This window comes from Microvirga sp. (assembly GCF_014699075.1).
In the GTDB taxonomy this organism is placed as follows: Bacteria; Pseudomonadota; Alphaproteobacteria; order Rhizobiales; family Beijerinckiaceae; genus Microvirga.
In genome coordinates, this window is record NZ_JACXAB010000015.1 from 1 (window position 1) to 19,434 (window position 19,434).

12 protein-coding genes and 1 pseudogene are annotated in these 19,434 nt (G+C 60.7%); 4 read left to right on the forward strand and 9 right to left on the reverse strand.

What is annotated here, in order from left to right:
- Window positions 1-103, forward strand: a pseudogene (locus IC232_RS18600) (IS481 family transposase); the annotation flags it as partial.
- Here IC232_RS18600 and IC232_RS18605 read toward each other — a convergent pair.
- Entirely contained in the window at window positions 100-450 is a 351-nt protein-coding gene (locus IC232_RS18605) for a DUF2934 domain-containing protein (protein ID WP_190846481.1), read from the reverse strand. The pseudogene IC232_RS18600 and the gene IC232_RS18605 overlap by 4 nt on opposite strands.
- Window positions 451-639: 189 nt before the next feature.
- On the opposite strand from IC232_RS18605, the gene IC232_RS18610 reads away from it, so the two are divergent.
- Complete coding sequence (locus tag IC232_RS18610) at window positions 640-867, forward strand: hypothetical protein (RefSeq protein ID WP_190846482.1); 228 nt, start codon at window positions 640-642, stop codon at window positions 865-867.
- 21 nt (window positions 868-888) lie between these two features.
- Here IC232_RS18610 and glgB read toward each other — a convergent pair whose 3' ends face one another.
- The 4 genes from glgB to otsA form a co-directional block, all read right to left on the reverse strand.
- Window positions 889-3,096: a 1,4-alpha-glucan branching protein GlgB gene (gene glgB / locus IC232_RS18615; RefSeq protein WP_190846483.1), complete on the reverse strand. Its 2,208-nt coding sequence runs from the start codon at window positions 3,094-3,096 to the stop codon at window positions 889-891.
- The gene (treS, locus tag IC232_RS18620) at window positions 3,093-6,407 is read right to left on the reverse strand and encodes a maltose alpha-D-glucosyltransferase (protein ID WP_190846484.1); all 3,315 of its coding nucleotides are present in this window, start codon (window positions 6,405-6,407) and stop codon (window positions 3,093-3,095) included. Before treS ends, glgB begins: the two co-directional genes overlap by 4 nt.
- Window positions 6,408-6,412: 5 nt before the next feature.
- A complete protein-coding gene (locus IC232_RS18625) occupies window positions 6,413-9,679 on the reverse strand; it encodes a maltotransferase domain-containing protein (protein ID WP_312895198.1) in 3,267 nt (1,088 codons plus the stop codon).
- Window positions 9,680-9,935: 256 nt separating this feature from the next.
- Window positions 9,936-11,369 carry an alpha,alpha-trehalose-phosphate synthase (UDP-forming) gene (otsA, locus tag IC232_RS18630; RefSeq protein WP_312895199.1) on the reverse strand — a complete coding sequence of 478 codons (1,434 nt, stop codon included), beginning with the start codon at window positions 11,367-11,369 and terminating at the stop codon, window positions 9,936-9,938.
- A 445-nt stretch (window positions 11,370-11,814) separates the two neighbouring features.
- Here otsA and IC232_RS18635 point away from each other — a divergent pair, with 445 nt between their 5' ends.
- Window positions 11,815-14,322 (forward strand): glycogen/starch/alpha-glucan phosphorylase, encoded by a 2,508-nt coding sequence (locus IC232_RS18635; RefSeq protein ID WP_312895200.1) that lies wholly within the window; start codon window positions 11,815-11,817, stop codon window positions 14,320-14,322.
- A gap of 538 nt (window positions 14,323-14,860) precedes the next feature.
- A complete protein-coding gene (locus IC232_RS18640) occupies window positions 14,861-15,070 on the forward strand; it encodes a DUF2945 domain-containing protein (protein ID WP_190846486.1) in 210 nt (69 codons plus the stop codon).
- A gap of 602 nt (window positions 15,071-15,672) precedes the next feature.
- On the opposite strand, the gene IC232_RS32925 is transcribed toward IC232_RS18640, so the two are convergent.
- From IC232_RS32925 to IC232_RS18655, 4 genes are all read right to left on the reverse strand, one after another.
- Window positions 15,673-15,798, reverse strand: coding sequence for a hypothetical protein (locus IC232_RS32925; RefSeq protein WP_281413401.1), 126 nt, complete (start codon window positions 15,796-15,798; stop codon window positions 15,673-15,675).
- Between the two features lie 86 nt (window positions 15,799-15,884).
- Window positions 15,885-16,652, reverse strand: a complete 768-nt coding sequence (locus tag IC232_RS18645) for a sulfite exporter TauE/SafE family protein (protein ID WP_190846487.1) — start codon at window positions 16,650-16,652, stop codon at window positions 15,885-15,887.
- A 3-nt stretch (window positions 16,653-16,655) separates the two neighbouring features.
- Entirely contained in the window at window positions 16,656-18,659 is a 2,004-nt protein-coding gene (locus IC232_RS18650; RefSeq protein ID WP_190846488.1) for an alpha-glucosidase, read from the reverse strand.
- A gap of 7 nt (window positions 18,660-18,666) precedes the next feature.
- Entirely contained in the window at window positions 18,667-19,431 is a 765-nt protein-coding gene (locus tag IC232_RS18655) for an SDR family NAD(P)-dependent oxidoreductase (RefSeq protein WP_190846489.1), read from the reverse strand.
- Between the last annotated feature and the right edge of the window lie 3 nt (window positions 19,432-19,434).

Sequence of the window (19,434 nt, forward strand, 5' to 3'; positions counted from 1 at the left end):
GCGCGGCCTCACCCCCTACGAGTACATCTGCAAGATCTTTACAAGCGAGCCGCAACGCTTCAGGCTCGATCCGCTCCACCAAATGCCGGGACTAAACATCTAAGAGGTGCGCTTGCGCCGAGGCTTCTTCGGGGCACCTCCATCAGCAGACTGTTCACTCACGGCTGCCTTGGCATTAGCCACCGCGGCAGGAGGTGTATTCTCGACCGTTGCGAAAGACTGCTCGGACCGGCCTGCGTTCAATTCACGCTCCGCTCTGTACCAGTGATCGTGCGGGTCACCTGCTCGTCCCTCGTTCTCCCATATCTCGTAAGCCCTCTGGCGGATGCTCTCCTCGCTGGCGCCTGATGGCTGATCCTTCTGGCGACCGCTTGGGTCATCGAATATCTGGCGGCCGAGATCGAGCCCGATGCGAGGCGTCGCATCTGGTCCGGTTTTGTCCTGGGTCATGATGGCTCCTCTCCTTCAGACGGGAGGTCAATGCCGGGTGTCGGAACATGTTTCACAATGAACGTTGACCATTGGGTCTCGACCTTCGTGCAAAACGGCCAGCTGCACGGAACGGACGTCATCCCAAGCCGGTTTTTCGTTCCCCGCCCGACAAGTTTGGTATTGTGGTGGGCAGGAATGGAGGCTTTCATGACCAAAGAGGATCTGGCTCAGAAGCTTGACCATATGGACCCTGGAGCGACCCTCACGGTTCTGGACAATGTGCTGGCGCAAATGTTCGGGGAGGTCACACTCTCATACGAATCTCAAGAAACACTCAGGCGCATTGCCGACTTCGCGCTCGAACACCGCTGCACGTTCTCGTTCCATGAACACGAAGGAGCGGTTCCATGCTTCAAGAAGGACGATGTCTTCTGAGGATCTGAGCCGAAGGATCGTCTACTCCCACCGCAGCAGAATCGTGCTCAACGGAGGAAGCACGAGGCTCAAGGAGAAGGGACGTCCGTGCGACGGAACCTCTTCGGCCTGCAGAGCGCCTCCATTCCCCATGTTGCCGCCGCCGTAGATCCCCGCATCGGTGTTGAGGATCTCATGCCAGAGCCCTGCCCTCGGTACGCCGATGCGATAGGATATTCTTGGAACTGGCGTCATGTTGCTGACGGCAAGGATGATCGAGCTGCCATTCCCTGCCAGCCGCAGCATGGCAAAGACGGAATTTCCGGAATCGTCCACAACCGCCCACTCGAAACCGCCGGGGTCGGCATCGGTGCCGTGAAGAGCCGGCTCGGCGGCATAGATGCGGTTGAGATCCCTGATGAGCCGCTGAATTCCAGCGTGCCGCGGGTTGTCCAGCAACTCCCACGAGATCGAGGCATCGTGGTTCCACTCCCGCTCCTGTGCAATCTCGCCGCCCATGAAGAGAAGTTTCTTGCCAGGGTGGGCCCACATGTATCCGAAATAGGCCCGGAAATTTGCAAAGCGCTGCCACTCGTCGCCCGGCATCTTCCGGATCAGCGATCCTTTTCCATGCACGACTTCATCATGCGACAGCGGAAGAATGAAACGTTCGGAATAGGCATAGACCATGCCAAACGTGAAGGCGCCGTGATTGTAGCTCCGGTAGACGGGGTCCTGCTCCACATAATGGAGTGTGTCATGCATCCAGCCCATGTTCCATTTGAACGTGAAGCCGAGCCCACCCTCTTCTGCAGGTTTGGTAACGCCCGGGAATGCAGTGGATTCCTCCGCAATGGTGATCGCACCGCCGCAGCGATGCGCGACGATGCTGTTGAGATGCTTGAAGAACTCGATGGATTCGAGGTTCTCCCTGCCTCCATATTTATTCGGGATCCACTCACCCGCTTTCCGGCTGTAGTCGCGGTAGAGCATCGAAGCGACGGCATCGACCCGCAGTGCATCGATGTGAAAGCGCTCCAGCCAGTGCAGCGCGCTGGCGATCAGGAATCCTCTCACCTCGTTGCGGCCAAGGTTGTAGATCAAGGTATTCCAATCCTGGTGGAATCCTTCCCTGGGATCCTGATGCTCGTAGAGGGGAGTTCCATCAAACTGCGCAAGTCCCCAGACGTCGGTCGGGAAATGAGCCGGAACCCAGTCGAGGATCACGCCCAAGCCAGCTTCATGGCAACGGTTCACGAATTCGGCAAAGTCCTCCGGCGTCCCATAGCGGCCGGTGGGGGCGAAGAGGCCGAGCGGCTGATAACCCCAGGAACCTCCAAACGGATATTCGGTGATCGGTAGGAGCTCGATATGGGTGAATCCCAGCCCGGTGACATAAGGGATCAGGCGATCCGCCAGTTCGGTCCAGTCGAGGCTGCGGTTCCCTTCACTCTCCAATCGCATCCAGGAGCCGGCATGAATCTCGTAGACCGAGATGGGCGAGGTCTCCGTCTGACGGGCGGCTCTTGCCCTCATCCACTCGGCGTCGGTCCATGGGAAAGCGTCCGCCCGCGCGACGACGGAGGCCGAGCCGGGAGCAGCCTCGGCGGAGCGTGCAACAGGATCGGCTTTCTGCGGCAGCAATTGCCCGTGCGGCCCGACTACCTCGTATTTATAACGCTCGCCGGGGCCAAGGCGCGGAACGAAGAGTTCCCAGATCCCTGTCTCCCGGCGCAGGCGCATGGGATTGCGCCGTCCATCCCAGCTGTTGAAGTCTCCCACAACAGACACACGCTGCGCATTGGGAGCCCAGACCGCAAAGCGAACGCCGGACACGCCGTCGATGGTCATGGGCTGCGCACCGAGCACGGAGCCGAGTTCGTAATGGGTGCCCTGCCCGATCAGATGCAGATCGAGGTCCCCGAGGAGTAGACCGAAGCTGTAAGGATCCTCCAGTTCCTGAACGGCGTCGGGCCAGTGAACGCGCAACCTGTAGGCATCTCGATGGCGGAGCCTGCCGGCAAACACTCCATCCGTATGCACGAGATGGAGCCGGTCAGGTTCTCCAGCTGTCTCTCGGCGCAGAACCTCGACCGATTTTGCGCCGGGCATGAAGACGCGGACGATGCTTCCGCCGTCGGCAGGATGCTGGCCGAGGATCGAGAACGGGTCTCCATGTCGCCCCTCGACCAGAGCCTGAACGCTGCTTGGCTCGATGCCAGCGAGGAGATCGTCACGTCCGGGCGTCATTCATGTCCTCCGCGGCCCGCGTCTGCGAGGCGATTCACAATGTCGGACAAGCCCTGGAGGGGGATCGCCAACCATTTTGGGCGATTGGAGGCCTCATACTGGACCTCGTAGGCCGCCTTCTCAAGCAGGAACAGATCAAGGAGCGAACGGTGCCTGTCAGGCGAAAGTCCGAGCTGTGGAGCTTGTGCAGTAGCATCCCAATAGGCATCCAGGAAAGCCTTTTGCGCACCTGCATAGAAGTTCTTGAGCAGCGAGCCTCGGATGTCGCGGAACTGCGGAGACGAGATATCCTCCTCGGGCATCGACGCGGTCACGGCCACGTAGTCAAGGGAGCGCAGCAATCCCGCCACGTCTCGAAGCGGGCTCGTCTTCGCGCGCCTCTCCTCCAGCTCACGCACCGGCTCGCCCTCGAAGTCGATGATGTAGGCATCACCCTGCGCGACAAGAACCTGACCAAAGTGGAAGTCACCGTGGATTCGCGTGAGCAGCGTCCCACGGCCGGCCTCTGCAAGCCGGTCAACCGCCGAGATAAGCTCATCGCGGTGTTTGAGGATGCTATCCGCAAGCACACCTGTCTCAGGGTCCAGATCTCCACGAACCCCATTGAGTATATCAAGAGCGGACACGAGCTGCTCCTGAGCCCTTGTCTTCCAGCCTTGGATGTCTTCAGTGCCAGCCTCGACAGGCGCAAAGGCCTGATCGTCAGTCGGTGCGGCCAGTGCCACATGCAGCTCACCGAGGCGCTGACCGACGACTTCGGCGAAGTTCTCAAGGGTGGTGAAGATTCCCTCTTCTGGAATTGCTTCGTTCTCGATCAACTCATACTCGTCGAGAGTGCGCTTGAGGTTCTCAAGCATCCAGTTCCAGGCATCGCCCTGGTTGCGGATGGCACCCTGGACGATTGCAAGGGTATGGGGTGTTCCGTCCTCCGAGATCCGCAGGACTTGGCCCAAGAGAGGAGCAGAGTTCTGGTAGCCCACCTTCGTCAGGTACTGCGTCATCTCCGCTTCCGGATGAGTCCCAGCAAATACGCGGCGTACGAGCTTGATCATCGCAAGGTCGCCGACGATCAATGAACTGTTTGACTGCTCGGCCGAAAGCCAGCGGATCGAAGCTTCCGACGTAACCTGCATGCAATCGAGCTCGGGGGTCCCCTCGAACCGGATCTCTCCGTCCGGCGTCTCCACCGTTGACCTCTCGCACAAAGCCCGCAGGACCGCATGCGCCCACCGGTCCACCGCAAAGCCATCGGTCAGGAAGCCCACCCGGGCTCCTCTGCGAACGCGGGCCAGGGCAAGCTGCTGAGGCAACGGCAACCCACCAGCGCTTTCCCATGCAATACCCAAAGGCATGAAGTAGCGTTCCGTGCGCTTGCCGACGCTCGCTTCGACCTCGGCCATCAGGACGTCATCGGCGAACGGCATCGGCACCGTCCATGGAATGCGCGCCTCGTGCAAGGTTTCGTTCTTGGAGGCAAACCAGCGCCTGATCGGCAGATAGGTGGGCAGGACATCGCGGGCGATCGATTGCATTTGTCGTTCGTCAAGGCCGCCATGCAGACCGCTTCGCAGAACCAGGGTCTCAAACTCAGTCAACTGCTCCGGAGGCGCCGTCCGCCATTGCGGGCTTTCGACCTCCGTCGTGAGCTGGAACCAATAGAAGCCGTACGGCGGGAGGGTGAGCAGGTAGGTCAACTGTCCAATGGGCGGGAACGGCGACGGGCCGGTCATCTCCACAGGAACCCTCCCGGCAAACGCCGACAGATCAAGCTCGACCGCTTGCGGTGTCCGTGACAGGTTCGCGACACACAAGATGGTCTCGCCCTCGTGTTCGCGCAGATAAGCCAGGACCTTGCGGTTGGCCGGATACAGAAGCCGGAACGTGCCGCGGCCGAACGCATGGTGATTGCGGCGCAGCATCAGCATGCGGCGCATCCAATTCAGGAGGGAGTGCTGGTCGCGGCTCTGCGCCTCCACGTTGACGGACTCGAAGCCATAGACCGGGTCCATGATCGCCGGGAGCACGAGGCTTGCCGGATCGGCCCTGGAGAAGCCGCCGTTGCGGTCAGGCGACCATTGCATGGGCGTGCGAACGCCGTCTCGGTCGCCGAGATAGATGTTGTCGCCCATCCCGATCTCGTCGCCATAATAAACGACAGGCGTTCCGGGCATGGAAAGGAGGAGCGCGTTCATCAGCTCGATGCGCCGGCGATCCCGCTGCATGAGAGGCGCCAGCCTGCGGCGAATACCGAGATTGATGCGAGCCCGCTTGTCGGCCGCATAGGTATTCCAGAGATAATCGCGCTCCTCATCGGTCACCATCTCGAGCGTCAGCTCGTCATGGTTGCGGAGGAAGATCGCCCATTGGCATTTCTCAGGGATTTCAGGTGTCTGGCGCAGGATATCCGTGATGGGAAAGCGGTCTTCCTTCGCAATGGCCATGTACATGCGCGGCATTAGCGGGAAATGGAACGCCATGTGGCATTCGTCCCCGTCGCCGAAATATTCCTGGGTATCCTCGGGCCACTGATTGGCCTCTGCCAGCAACATTCGGTCCGGATAGGTGGCATCGAGGGCCGCCCGGATCTTCTTGAGGACTACATGGGTTTCGGGCAGGTTCTCGTTGTTGGTACCCTCACGCTCGATAAGATAGGGGATGGCATCGAGGCGCAGCCCGTCGATGCCCATGTCGAGCCAGAACCGCATGACGCTCAGAACTTCCTTGAGCACACGCGGATTGTCGAAATTGAGATCCGGTTGATGCGAATAGAAGCGGTGCCAGAAATAGGCGCCTGCAGCCTGATCCCAGGTCCAGTTCGACTTTTCCGTGTCGAGAAAGATGATCCGCGTCTCTGGATACTTCTGATCTGTGTCGGACCAGACATAGAAGTCACGTTCGCGGGAGCCCGGCTTTGCATGACGGGCACGCTGGAACCAGGGATGCTGGTCCGAGGTATGATTGATGACCAGTTCGGTGATGACGCGCAGCCCTCGGGCATGGGCTTCACGCACGAAGGTCTTGAACTCCTTCAGGCTGCCGTAATCTGGACTGACGTCGCGATACTCGGCGATATCATAGCCGTCATCGAGCCGCGGCGATGGATAAAACGGCAGCAGCCAGATCGTATTGACGCCAAGGGAGGCGATGTAATCCAGCTTGGCGAGCAGGCCCGCGAAGTCGCCGATGCCGTCGTTGTTGGCATCAAAGAACGACTTCACATGCAGCTGATAGATGATCGCATCCTTGTACCAAAGCGGATCAGTTCCAAGGGAGGTTTCGCTCTTGAGAGATGCGTCGTTCTTCTTGAGCATTCTTGTCAGTCCTTAGGGGCAATGCGCCAGATCGAGAAAGGAAGCTCGCCCGGATCGCAGCGGATGCGCTGGTACTTGCCAGACCAGGTGAAGCGGTGTTGACGCACGAGATCCTCAACCGCCAGGGCGCCATGATCCGGGAGGCCGAACCTCCACAGGGGCAGCTCCACATCGGCCTCCTGCACATTGTGGGGATCGAAGCTGACCGCCACGAGCAGAACGTTCTCACGTCCAGGGGTCGCCTTCTCATAGAAGACGATCTTGTCGTTCGAGGCATTGAGGAAAGAGACGTTGAGGTGCGTATGCAGGGCTGGATTGGCGTGACGGATTCGATTCAGAATCGAGATCTCCCGGATGATATTGCCGGGTCGATTCCAGTCCCAGGCGCGGATCTCATACTTCTCGCTGTCAGCGTATTCCTTCTTCTTGGCGTCCGGCCGCCCTTCGCAGAGTTCGAACCCGCTGTACATTCCCCAGAGCCCGGAGAGCGTCGTCGCAAGCGCTGCACGGATCAGGTAAGCGGAGCGCGGCGCATTCTGCAGGAAATCCGGGTTGATGTCGGGCGTGTTCACGAAGAAATGCGGACGGAAGAAGTCCTTCGGTGCGGTCTGCGAGAGTTCGGTCAGGTACTCTGCCATCTCCGCCTTCTCGTTGCGCCACGTGAAGTAGGTGTAGGATTGCGAGAAGCCGATCTTGGCGAGCCGGTACATGATCTTCGGCCGTGTGAAGGCCTCGGACAGGAAGGCGACATCCGGATGGTCGCGGCGCACCTCCCCGATCAACCATTCCCAGAAGGGAAAGGGCTTCGTATGAGGATTGTCGATGCGGAAGAGCTTCACGCCCTGCTCGACCCAGACCAGAATGGTGTCACGCAGCTCAAGCCACAGGGACGGCATCGCGCCCTTGGCGTAGAAGTCGACGTTGACGATGTCCTCATACTTCTTGGGCGGGTTCTCGGCGTACTTGATCGTTCCATCGGGGCGCCAGTCGAACCAGTCCGGATGCTCCTTCAGCCAGGGATGATCCGGGGAGGCTTGAACCGCGATATCCAGTGCCAGCTCCAGCCCGTGTTCGGCCGCAGCCGCGACAAGGCGCCGGAAATCCTCGAAGGTGCCGAGCTCGGGATGGATGGCATCATGACCGCCCGCCTCGGAACCGATGGCGTAGGGGCTGCCCGGATCGTCCGGACCGGCGGTGAGGCTGTTGTTACGCCCTTTGCGGTGCGTTCGCCCAATCGGGTGGATCGGCGTCATATAGAGAACGTCGAACCCCATGTCGCGAATGTAGGGCAGCTTGCGGATCACGTCATCGAACGTGCCGTGGCGACTGGGATCGTCGCTCATCGAGCGCGGGAACAACTCGTACCAGTTCGCGAACCCGGCCGCTGTGCGTTCGGCATCGACCGGGATCGCATCGGACCGCACCATAAAAGGCCGCCGATCGGCTGCCGTCATGATATCCGATGTCTCCGGCGCCAGAAGGATTTCGAGGCGCGCGTCGTAATCCGCATGGACGAGGCTGTCGGCCAGAGCATGGACGCTGTTGGCGATGTCTTCCTTGGCCTCGGCCCTCGCCTCCTCGACCAGAAGGCGACCCTCCTCGAGCTCCAGGGTCACGTCGAGGCCGGCGGCGTACTTCTTCTCCAACTCCGACCGGAAGATCGCAAAGGGATCCCGCCAGGCCAGGACGGCAAATTCATGCCGGCCGAGCCGCTCCAGCGGGAATTCCGCGCTCCAGCGATCATTGACCAGGAGCGTCATGCGGGTTTCGCGCCACTTTTCGTCGTCACCCGCCCTCCAGACTAACGCAACTGCCAAGGGATCGTGACCATCACCGAAGATGTCAGCCTCCACCCTGACGACTTCGCCGACGATCCGCTTCACCGGGAACTCGCCACCATCAACGGCGGGCGTCACATTCTCGATGACGAGCCGCGGTGCGACGAGAGCCTGATTCACCGTCGGCACGGATACCGCTCCTCTGATCGGCCTCGGGGGATGTCCCTCGAGGATCCGGACCTCACCGGGATCAAGCCTGATCGTCGTTGCCGGGGTGAGTTCGAGGCTCCCCTCACCCACTTCGCGAAAAGGCATGAACTGAGCGCCGCTCTCCGATGCCAGGAACGCACCGGTGGCCTGGGCGGTGCGCCGAAGATCGGTGTTTGCAATGATAAGGCGCGCTGACTTGCTTTGCCGCACATCCTCCGCATCGGTCCTCAGCACAGCGGTCACAGGGGATGCGTGCCCCACGACGAGATGCACAGGCTTGCGAGCGAAGTGCGTATCATTGCGGGCGAGCAACTGGTTCGCCGTGCGGACCTCTCCCGTAAGATCAAAGCTGCCGCGTTCACGTAATCCTCTCAGGCCCGTTCCATTGCCGCGGGTCGGGTCGAACCTCTCCCGACAACCGAACTCGAAGCCCATTGGAACGAGAAGGCCGTCACCGACCGACGCAGCAAGCCGCAATGCGCGGGTTGCGCGCCGCTGCAGCACATCCAAAGGCTCAACCTCGTGTGTAATGCGCTTGTCGAAGGGAACCTCCGGAAAGGCTATTTCATAGCCTATGCCTCTCAGCTGTTCGTGCTCGTCGGCAATCCAGCTTTCCTTCAGGTCCCACCAGCACAGCGAAGAAAACGTCCCATTGAAGCCAGCACCACGGAGCGCCTGCCTTGATTGGAAGTTCGTGCCTGGTGTCCAGGCAAGAAGATGGATCTCGGGCTTGTCTCCTCTGACGTCCGCTATGAGGCGCCTCATAGTGGACGCAGGAACCCTGTCCCAGTGCAGGCAGCGAAAGCCGACGGTCCCCGCTGCGATGAGGGCACGCAGGTTCTCGGCCAGACCTGTCAGATAAGGATGATCGTCTGGATCGCCGCCATCGAACGGAACGATCACGGCCTCCCTTTCAGCAGGGTCCTGACGTGGATCGAGGATGTCCGCGCTTGAGGCGGCGAGGCCGAGCTCGCGAGCGAAGACGCTATCGGCAGCGACGCGATCGACAACGACATCGAGTGCCAGGGCGAGGTTGCGGACACTGGCCCTTTCGGCAAGTCGCGCAAGACCATCGACTGCCTCGCCATGACCGAGGTTCGGGTGAAGCCGGGTCATGTCACGAGGCAGGAAGATGCTGCCGCCGTGTCCCGGCTCGAACGGCGGGGCCATCAAAATGGTATCAAAGCCGAGGGCGGCGGCGTGATCGAAGATTTCATCCCAGTTGTCCAGAGGGCCGGCCAGCAGCGGGTGCACGTAGTAGATCCGCGGAGCCTTGCGGCTCACGTCTTTCATCCGCGCAATCTGGGATCTGGCGAGGAGGCTGTCTGCTGGTGACACGGTTCGGCCCTGTCGCTATTCGATTGGATCAACCTGGGGCGAGCCCACCACCGGCATCGGAACGACCGAGTTACGACCGGCAGAGCCTCCCTGTCAGAAACAAGCCCCCTTGGCTTTGGTTCCTGTTCCAATCCAGATCGCTCGCTGCACACCTAACGCGACCCGTACCGATCACGGCCTTTGGCGGGAAAGACCGGGGACCTTAAGCCGGCGCGGCTTCGGAGAAAGGATACCGTCCGTTCTCTGTGTTTGTAGAGGCATGCGCTTCCATGCTCTCGTTCGAAACATTGCTCAGGCTGGAGAGGAAGTGCTGGCACCAGGCTTCGACGGTGTTGGTCCGCAACCGGGTCATCATCGAGTCCCACCGCTCCCGCCTTTCCTCCAACGGCATCCGGAGAGCCCGGGCAATCGCTGCAGCGCAGGCTTCCGTGTCATAGGGATTGACGAGAATGGCGCCGTCAAGTTCGTGCGCTGCGCCTGCAAAGCGCGACAGGATCAGGACGCCGGGATCGTCTGGCTGCTGAGCCGCGACAAACTCCTTTGCAACGAGGTTCATTCCATCGCGCAACGGTGTTACGAGGCCGATCTGGGACATGCGGTACAACCCGGCAAGGGCTGCATGCCCGACCGTTCTGTTGACATAGCGAACGGGGGTCCAGTCAACCTCCCCGAGGCTCCCGTTGGTCCACCCTGCCTGCTCTGCAATCTCGCGCTGCATGCGCTGGTATTCGGGAACGTCCGAGCGCGACTTTGGGGTGATCTGGATATAGGTAACGCGGTTGCGGAAGTCCGGGTTGGACTTGATGAAGCAGGAGAACGCCTCGATCCGCTGCTTCAAGCCCTTTGAGTAGTCGAGGCGGTCGACCCCGATGATCAAGTCCCGATCTCCGAGACTCGCCTTGGTTCGGCGCACGAGAGCGTTCCGCTCGGCATTGGCGGCGGCACGGACGAAGGTTTCCGTATCGATCCCCACCGGGAAGGCGCCGATCCGAACCTTATGACCATCGATCTCGTGCTCTCCTGTTCTGATCTCGGACCCGATATTCTCGCGGACCAGGCATCGCTGAAAGTTCTCCGCGTCCTGGGGCGTGTGAAAGCCGACGAGATCATAGGCACCGAAGCCTTGAAGGAGCTGCTGGTAGGCTGGCAGGGCGCTGGCCACATCGGAGGGCGGCCATGGAATATGCAGGAAGAAGCCGATGCGGTTTTTGAAACCCAGCCGCCGGAGTTCCGCAGCCAGAGGGATGAAATGGTAATCATGAACCCAGATCACGTCCTCAGGCTGCAGAAGCGGAGCGAGAGAGGCCGCAAAGGTTCGGTTGACTCGGAAATACCCATCAAGCTCCTGCCGCTCGATTTGCACGAGATCGAGTCTGTAGTGGCAGACAGGCCATAACGCCCGATTGGCGAAGCCGGCATAATATTCGTCATAATCCTGCTGGGAGAGGTCCAGAACCGCAAAGGTGATGTTGCCAGCCTGCGAGACCTTCGTCTGATCGGAGGGGTTCTCGACCGTCTCGCCGGACCAGCCGAACCACAGGCCGCCGCTCTGCTTCAGCGCTCCCTCAAGCGCAACAGTCAAACCGCCGGCTTTGCTTGTACCTTCCTTGGGCACAGGAACCCGATTCGAGACCACGACCAGACGCTGCTGATGAGATGGAGAAACTTGTTTCCTGCTCCGACCCGTCCGGGACAGCCTCTTGGTTTTGCCCGGAGAGGAATCCGGCATTTCAACTCGGCTTTCCAACAGGGGCGGAGTCGCCTGATCCTGTGCTTCTCGCGTGATGTCTGGGATGTCGGCCATGGCCTGACCTTGATCGAATGGTGAAGGTTAATCCATTCGGACCAGAGGCAGTTCCCACTGTCGCGAAATAAGCTGTTGAGCCGTCACATCTTCCCTCAACAACCTTGATGTGAAAGAAAATTTCGCTCTGAACTGCGACGAGGCGTCACGCTCCCTGGGTAATTTGATAACTATTGTTGAGTATCATTCTGAAGTTGCTATCGGTCTGTTAAAAGAATGCCAGCACAATACAGGCGAGATCGTTTCTTGCTTGATAATTGCAGACTAGGGGTTGCCTGTGGAGAGTTTCGACCAAAGCCTATTGCCCTCCTCCGTTCACCGTGACGAGGCTGAGACCACGTATGCGGAAAGCCAGACGGCGCAGCCGGCAACGGGCACCGAGACGGAAGCATTTCAACAGGCGATCCTGGCAAAGCTGACTTATGATGTCGGCACGAACCCGGCTCATGCGACCGATCATGACTGGTTCACCGCAACGGCCCTGGCCGTGCGCGACCGCGCTATGGACCGCTGGATGGTGTCAAAAGGGCAGAACCAGGCTGGTTACAAGCATGTCTGCTATTTCTCGCTCGAGTTCCTGATTGGGCGGCTCCTGTCCGATACCCTCAACAATCTTCGCCTGACCGATTGCGCCAGGGAGGCCATCGCCGGGCTCGGCGTAGACCTGGATCGTATCTGCGCAATCGAACCGGACGCCGCCCTCGGAAACGGCGGCCTGGGTCGTCTTGCCGCCTGCTTCATGGAAAGCATGGCGAGCCTCGAGCTTCCGGCTTACGGCTACGGGATCCGCTACGAGCACGGCCTGTTCCGCCAGGGCCTCCGTGATGGATGGCAGCAGGAGCTCCCCGAAGACTGGCTCGTCCGGGGAAATCCGTGGGAGTTCGAACGCTCGGATCTGGTGTATCGGGTGCCGTTTGGCGGCCACATCGAGCAGATGTCGGAATCGGACGGGCGGGCAGGCTTTGTCTGGAGGCCTGCCGAAGCTATTCAGGCTGCTGCCTTCGACACTCCTGTGGTCGGCTGGCGCGGACGCCACGTCAACACCTTGAGGCTTTGGTCCGCCCGGGCTGCCGAGCCGCTGCGGCTCGATGCCTTCAATTCAGGCGACCATGTGGGCGCCCTCGCCGACCGGACCCGTGCCGAAGCGATTTCCCGCGTGCTCTATCCCGGCGACGAAACGGAGGCCGGACGGGAATTGCGCCTGCGCCAGGAGTTCTTCTTCACCTCGGCCTCCCTGCAGGACCTCCTGGCCCGGCACACCCGGCTGCATGGGGATCTCCACACGCTGCCTGATCACGCAGCGATCCAGATGAACGATACCCACCCGGCTCTCGCCGTAGCGGAGCTGATGCGCCTCCTGGTTGATGAGCATCATCTTGCGTGGGACGATGCCTGGGCGATCACGACCAGGACGCTGAACTACACAAACCACACTCTCATGCCCGAGGCTCTTGAGCGTTGGCCCGTGTCGTTGATGGAGCGGCTTCTCCCGCGCCATCTCCAGATTATCTATCATATCAATTGGCTGCACTTGGAGCCCTTGATCCGCCGGTCCGCCGATGTCGAACTCATCAAAGCCGTCTCGGTGATCGACGAGAGCCAGGGCCGGTATGTACGCATGGGCCATCTGGCGTTCATCGGTGCCCATAAGGTCAATGGCGTGTCGGCGCTCCATACCGGCCTCATGCGCCAGACGGTGTTCCGCGATCTCAATGCTCTCTACCCTGGTCGCATCGTCAACAAGACGAACGGCATCACCTTCCGCCGATGGCTGCATCAGGCGAACCCGCAATTGACGCAGCTTCTGACGCAGGAACTCGGCGAGGCGGTTCTCGACGACCCAGGAGCCTTGATCAAACTTGAGAGGCTGGCGGACGACAGCGCGTTCCAGGACCAGTTCAGGAACCAGCGCCACGCATCGAAGGTCAACCTGGCCAAGATCGTTGCCGAGCGGACCGGGGTGCAGATCGACCCTGGCGCTCTGTTCGACGTCCATATCAAACGCATTCACGAATATAAGCGTCAGCTTCTCAACATTCTGGAGGCGATCGCACTCTACGACGCCATCCGGTCGGAGCCGGAGCGGAACTGGGTGCCGCGGGTCAAGATCTTCGCAGGCAAGGCGGCGGCCAGCTACCACCGCGCAAAGCTGATCATCAAGCTGGCGAACGACGTTGCCAGGATCATCAACTCCGATCCTATCGTGGCCGGCCGCCTGAAGGTTGTTTTCCTTCCCAACTACAACGTCAGCCTGGCTGAGGCGATTATCCCTGCGGCAGACCTGTCCGAGCAGATCTCGACGGCCGGCATGGAAGCCTCCGGCACCGGCAACATGAAACTCGCCCTCAACGGCGCTCTCACGATCGGCACCCTCGACGGAGCGAACATCGAGATCCGCGAATGCGTTGGTCCCGACAACATCTTCATCTTCGGAATGACAGCCGAGGCGGTCGAGACATACCGCAAAGCCGGGCTGCACCGTGACCGGTCAGGATGGTCCCCTCGCTTGGAGAGAGCCATCAACCTGATGGCGTCCGGAACTTTCTCACCGGATGATCCGCACCGGTTTGATTCCCTGGTGCATGCCCTGTCGTCCGACGATGCGTTCATGGTGGCGGCTGACTTCGATTCGTACTGGGCGACCCAACGCGTAGTCGATGAGCTTTGGCAGCAGCCTTCCGGGTGGAGCCGCGCCAGCGTGCTGAACACCTCCAGGGTCGGCTGGTTCTCATCCGATCGCACGATCCGCGAGTATGCCGATGAAATCTGGAAGGTTCCTGTCTGACCGGCAGCCAAGCATGGAACTTTGATCTTGATCCTACCTTAAGGACTCGAACACTCGTCACGGGACGAGGGTGTTGACTGGTAGCCTCATGGAGCCTGCCATGATCCACAAGTTTGAAGTCGGCCAAGCTGTTGTTCCGGCATGCCCTCTGCGGCCAAGCCGGAACATCTATGTCATCGTGAAGCAACTCCCTCTCACCTCCTATGAACCGCAGTATTGGGTTCAGGGCATGAGCAACGGAGTGGACTGTATCGTCTGTGAGTCGCAGATCGAAGCCGCTGATGATCACCAGCCAAGTCTGTGGTTTACAGCCCTGGAAGTTTCGCAGACGAGAGCCCAATCCAGCAGGCTCCCTTAGCCGCAAACAGGTCGCACAAGTTTGCAGGCCTAGGGCTTTCTCCCACGCTCTATGCACAAGCAGCGACAACACTCTGTCGCTCCTCAGTGATCAACGCGCCCTCTACGCGCATGCATGCCGTGGAACAGAGCTTGCAGGTCCGAGTTGCCGATGGAGCCAATCTGACGCGAGGAGATTTCCATGGCGAAGTCACTGAAGGCCGGCGACAAGGTATCCTGGGACTCCTCAGGCGGTCACAGCACCGGCAAGGTCGTGAAGAAGCAGACTAGCCCTACTCAGATCAAGGGACACAAGGTTGCAGCTTCGAAAGACAATCCCGAATACATCGTGAAAAGCGACAAGTCGGGAAAGATCGCGGCTCACAAGCCGGGCGAACTCAAGAAGGCGTGAATGCACGCCTGAGCAGCGGGGCGACCGGATGCGGAGATAGCGCTGAACCATTCTGATGCCAGAACACGATCAGATGTTCAGCGCTATGATGTCCGCATCGGACGCAACCGAGTGTATCAGAAGCTGTTGTTCGTGTGGCTCGCAGCCTCGACGCCATCGCGAGCAGGGAAGCGGCTTTCTCCATAGGCTGACCGTGGCGCTGGGCGCCATGCCTGCGTGTCTCTGGGACGCCGATTGGATCCCGCGTGCCAAAGCCGTGCAGCAGAAGCGCCGGACGTGCGCCGCCCCAGCATCCATCCCAGTGCGCAGCCAAGCGCTCCAATGACGAGCAGAGCGCCAACCGGATGCTCCTGCACGGACCGGCCTACAGCTTCAACCCCATGCCGGTAATAGCGCTCGGCCTCAGGCATATAGCGCCTGCCTTGCTCCAGATAGGTTCGGCCTCGCTGGTAAAGGTCACGGGCCGTATCGGCCGCCTGCTCGGCCGTGGCCCTAAGGGTTGTTGACGACTGCTCTTGGAGGCCCTGTCCCGGCGGCACAGGCGCTTCATTCAGTGAGTCGGGCTCGCATTCCGCCGCAACACTCTTCGAAGCTGACGTGGTCTAGGCCGGCGGGTCGCTTGCAGGAAAGCTGTCGTCGACGGTGTCATCCACATGCCGTTGCTGGACCGGTTTGTGCTCGTTCTGCGCATCCAGGGGGCGCTTCTGGTCGATCTTCGCATCGGGCATTGGAGCCTCCATCAAGCTTTACAGAGCAATGGCTCTCCAGATGAATGGTTCCGAGCTGTAGCCCCCAGCATCGAGCCGCCCGATCATCATGCGGCATCCACAAGGTGGACGACGGCAGGCGCTGCAAGCGACACCCCTGAGAGGAACAGAAGGATGAACACGATGCGGCGCATCGTGGGAGCCGGAATCGGAGGTGGCCAGCGGCGCGCCGCATAGGTCGCACCCATGACCGCCGGAATGGCAAGAAGGCCGGTGAGATTGGAACCTGATGGCAAGTCGCCGGAAAGCACCACCAGACCGATGCGGAAAACGGCATTGAGGGCAAAGACGGTCACGAGGGTTTCCCGGATCTTCACCAAGGTCATGGGCTGGCGGTAGAAGTGATAGACCAGCGGCGGCCCTGCGGTGGAGAACATCCCTCCCATCAGTCCGGCGATGGAGCCGAAGAAGAGGAACGATCCGTCACGTGACTGCTTCGCAAGGGGTTCCGGCTTTCGCGCCAGCTGCAGGCTTGAGATGATGATCACCAATCCGAGGATGAGGCGCAGAAGATCGGCACGGGTCCCGGCAAGCCATTCCAGCAGCCAATAGCCGACGAAGAGCATCGGAATGCTGGCCGCCATGACGAAACCGAACTCCCGCCACGCCACATCGCGCCAGCCTTTCAGCAGCATCTGCGTGGCGTTGACCAGGGTCAGCACGCTCACGATCATGGCGGCATCAGGCAGCGACAGAAGACCTGTCAACCCGACGCCGCCCATGGTGATGAGCCCGAAGGCGAAACCGGTGAGAGTCTGAGCATAGGCTGCGGCGCCCGCCAGCAGAAGAAAGCCAATAAGCTCCGCAACCGACATCGCTCAGAGTGCTCTCAAGCTTGCGAACAGATCGGAAAAACGCGAGCCGGCGCGATAGAACACTGGGGGCTGGCCAAAGGGTGCCGTGACAGTCACGTCTCTTCCGCCTGTAAAAGTCTCGTTCGTCCAGACATGGATCCAATCCGCGCCTGCCGGCAGATAGGTGCTCCACTCAGTCTTACCGGCCTGCGAGACAGGAGCCACAAGCATATCCGCACCATAAAGGTAGGCGTCCTGAATGGCATAGGTTCGTGCGTCAGCCTCGAAATGGAGGAAGAGCGGTCGCTGTACCGGCAGCCCTTGCGTAGAGGCCTCCGCCACAAGGGATTTCAGATACGGCACCAGATGCACATAAACCTGCGTCATTCGGGCGAAATGGGCGAGAACCTCAGGATCCTGATCGATCTGAAGATTGTCGCGCGGACGGTTGCCCTCGTGGGTGCGCATGACTGGCGTGAAGGCGCCCATCTCGGCCCAACGCATGATGAGTTCCGCCGTGCGCACGTTGCCGAAGAGGCTTGTATAGCCGCCGATATCCGAGTGATGGTAGGCATTGCCGAGGAGCCCGGACGAGAGCGCCCCGGAGATGACCGTCACGAGCCCGTCGTGGCGAGTGAAGTCCACCGACTGATCGCCAGCCCAAAGCAGCGGACAATGCCGCTGCACACCCGTGAACCCGGCACGCATGAAGAACAGGATCTCGCCTGTCTTGCCCCTGCTCTCGACGGCGCGGGCATTGACCTCGGCCCAGAGCGTCGGCCAGGCATTGTGCATGATCTTGGCGTCGATGCCGTTGGCAAGGTTCGCGTCGATGGGAAGGTACTCGCCGAAATCGGCCATCCAGCCGGATAGCCCAAAATCGATCATGTTCTGGCCGATGACGCGTTCGGCAAACCAGTCGGCGGCTGCCGGATTCGTGAAGTCGACGACGCCGCAATCGAACTCGCCGAAGTCAACGAGAGCCGTGCTCCCGATCTCGTCCGTCGCGAAATAGCCCGCAGCCTCCGCCTCCGGGAACAGGGAGCCGTCAACGGCAATGTAGGGATTCACATAGCCGAGGAAGCGGATGCCGCGATCCTCCAGCTCCGCGATGCGCTGGCGCAGCGCCGGATAGCGATCGTCGTTCGCCTTCCAGTCCCAAAACAGACGTGCGCCGAAGGAGGTATGGCGCAGGCCCACCCAATCCTCGCACCAGAGGCCTGAGACCTTAGTGCCGGCCGCAACGATGCGCTCGAGCCGCTCGAAGGAATCGGCTCCGTCCTTGAGCCCGATGATCGCACCGCCATAGACCCATTCCGGCAGCGACGGCTGGCGCCCGAAGCGATCGGCCATCGCTTCGACGAGCGCGATGTAAGTGGAACGAGCGGCCAGCTCGATGCGCTCCGGAACGGCCCAGATTTCGATCTCGTGAAAGCTGTCGCGACGGAAATCGAAAGCCGAATAAGCAGTCGTTTCCACATGCAACGCATAACGCCGCGATGAGAGATAGGTCGGCTGCGGATAGTTCGTGTTCCAGTAATCGCCGCCCGACTTGCCGGTGACGTCCGCCTTGAATGTGATCTCTGTGGTCTTGTCGCGGCCCACCCCGGGCTCGGACGTCCAGAGAGGGAAGCGCCGGCCGCGCATATCGAAATACGACATCTGCTCGCCGCCGCCCCAGACATGCTCGCCCTGCTCCGCCGCGACGCGGATCCAGAGCCGGTTGATGGCGGCATCGTCGGTTCGGAACGCAACGATACCGTTTCGCTCGTCGCCCGACACCTGCAGCGTCAGGCGATCCGGCTGCCCCGGTGCCGCCGAGAAGGCGATTTCGGAGCCGGACACCACGGCATGCGCCAGCGGCGTGCGCTCGACGACATAATCCTCAATGTCGAAGTTGCCGCGATACATGTCCATGCGCGCATCGCCCTGACCGACGAACAGGCATGGAGCATCGCTGCGGTGGCGCAGGATCAGCCTGCCGTCGAGGACGAGGTCAAAACCGTTGGAGGTCGTCTGGATCTTCATGGCAATCTCAATTCTGCGTCAGGCCGGCATCGACGATGAAGTTCGCGCCTGTGCAGCCGCCACTCTCGTCGGAAGCAAGGAATAGCGCCATCCTGGCCACATGGCTGGCATCGAGGCGGAACTTCAAGGCTTGGAGATCGAGGAACTGCTGGTTCAGCTCCGGCGTCAACCAGAGCTTCTTTTGCCGCTCCGTGAGGATCGCACCGGGCACGATGCAGTTCACTCGTATCCCGGCCGGGCCCAATTCGCGGGCAAGAGTGCGCGTCATCCCGTTGATTGCCGCCTTGGCGGTGGTATAACCCACCATTCCGGGACGCCCACGCATCCACGAGATGGAGCCCAGCATTATGATGGAGCCGGCACCGCGTGCGGCCATGCCTTTTGAGACCGCCTGCGTGGCGAAGAACTGGTGATCGAGGTTGAGCGCCAGCGCGCGCCGCCAGTAATCGGGCTCTACTTCGCCCAGGTCGTGCCGGTCGTCCTTGCCCGCATTGTTGACGAGAACATCCACGCTGCCGTGATCGTCCTCGATCCGGGACAGAGCCTCGCGTAGGGCCGGAATGTCGGTGACATCGCAGGCATGGAAGCCCGCGCCCGTTTCGCCCGCCAGAGCTTCGCCTGCACCCTTCGAAATATCGATGAAGGAGACGCGCGCGCCCTGTGCGACAAAGGCCCTGACCATCTCCTCTCCGATTCCGGATGCACCGCCAGTGACGATGACGGATCTGCCTGAAAGCGAGCGGTATTGAGCGGTTGCATAATCGAACGACATGGC

Bases quoted from the DNA above. Each gene is read 5' to 3' on its own strand.
- IC232_RS18605 (WP_190846481.1), bottom strand. From the start codon at position 450: ATGACCCAGGACAAAACCGGACCAGATGCGACGCCTCGCATCGGGCTC.
- IC232_RS18610 (WP_190846482.1), top strand. From the start codon at position 640: ATGACCAAAGAGGATCTGGCTCAGAAGCTTGACCATATGGACCCTGGA.
- glgB (WP_190846483.1), bottom strand. From the start codon at position 3,096: ATGACGCCCGGACGTGACGATCTCCTCGCTGGCATCGAGCCAAGCAGC.
- treS (WP_190846484.1), bottom strand. From the start codon at position 6,407: ATGCTCAAGAAGAACGACGCATCTCTCAAGAGCGAAACCTCCCTTGGA.
- IC232_RS18640 (WP_190846486.1), top strand. From the start codon at position 14,861: ATGGCGAAGTCACTGAAGGCCGGCGACAAGGTATCCTGGGACTCCTCA.
- IC232_RS32925 (WP_281413401.1), bottom strand. From the start codon at position 15,798: ATGCCCGATGCGAAGATCGACCAGAAGCGCCCCCTGGATGCGCAGAAC.
- IC232_RS18645 (WP_190846487.1), bottom strand. From the start codon at position 16,652: ATGTCGGTTGCGGAGCTTATTGGCTTTCTTCTGCTGGCGGGCGCCGCA.
- IC232_RS18650 (WP_190846488.1), bottom strand. From the start codon at position 18,659: ATGAAGATCCAGACGACCTCCAACGGTTTTGACCTCGTCCTCGACGGC.
- IC232_RS18655 (WP_190846489.1), bottom strand. From the start codon at position 19,431: ATGTCGTTCGATTATGCAACCGCTCAATACCGCTCGCTTTCAGGCAGA.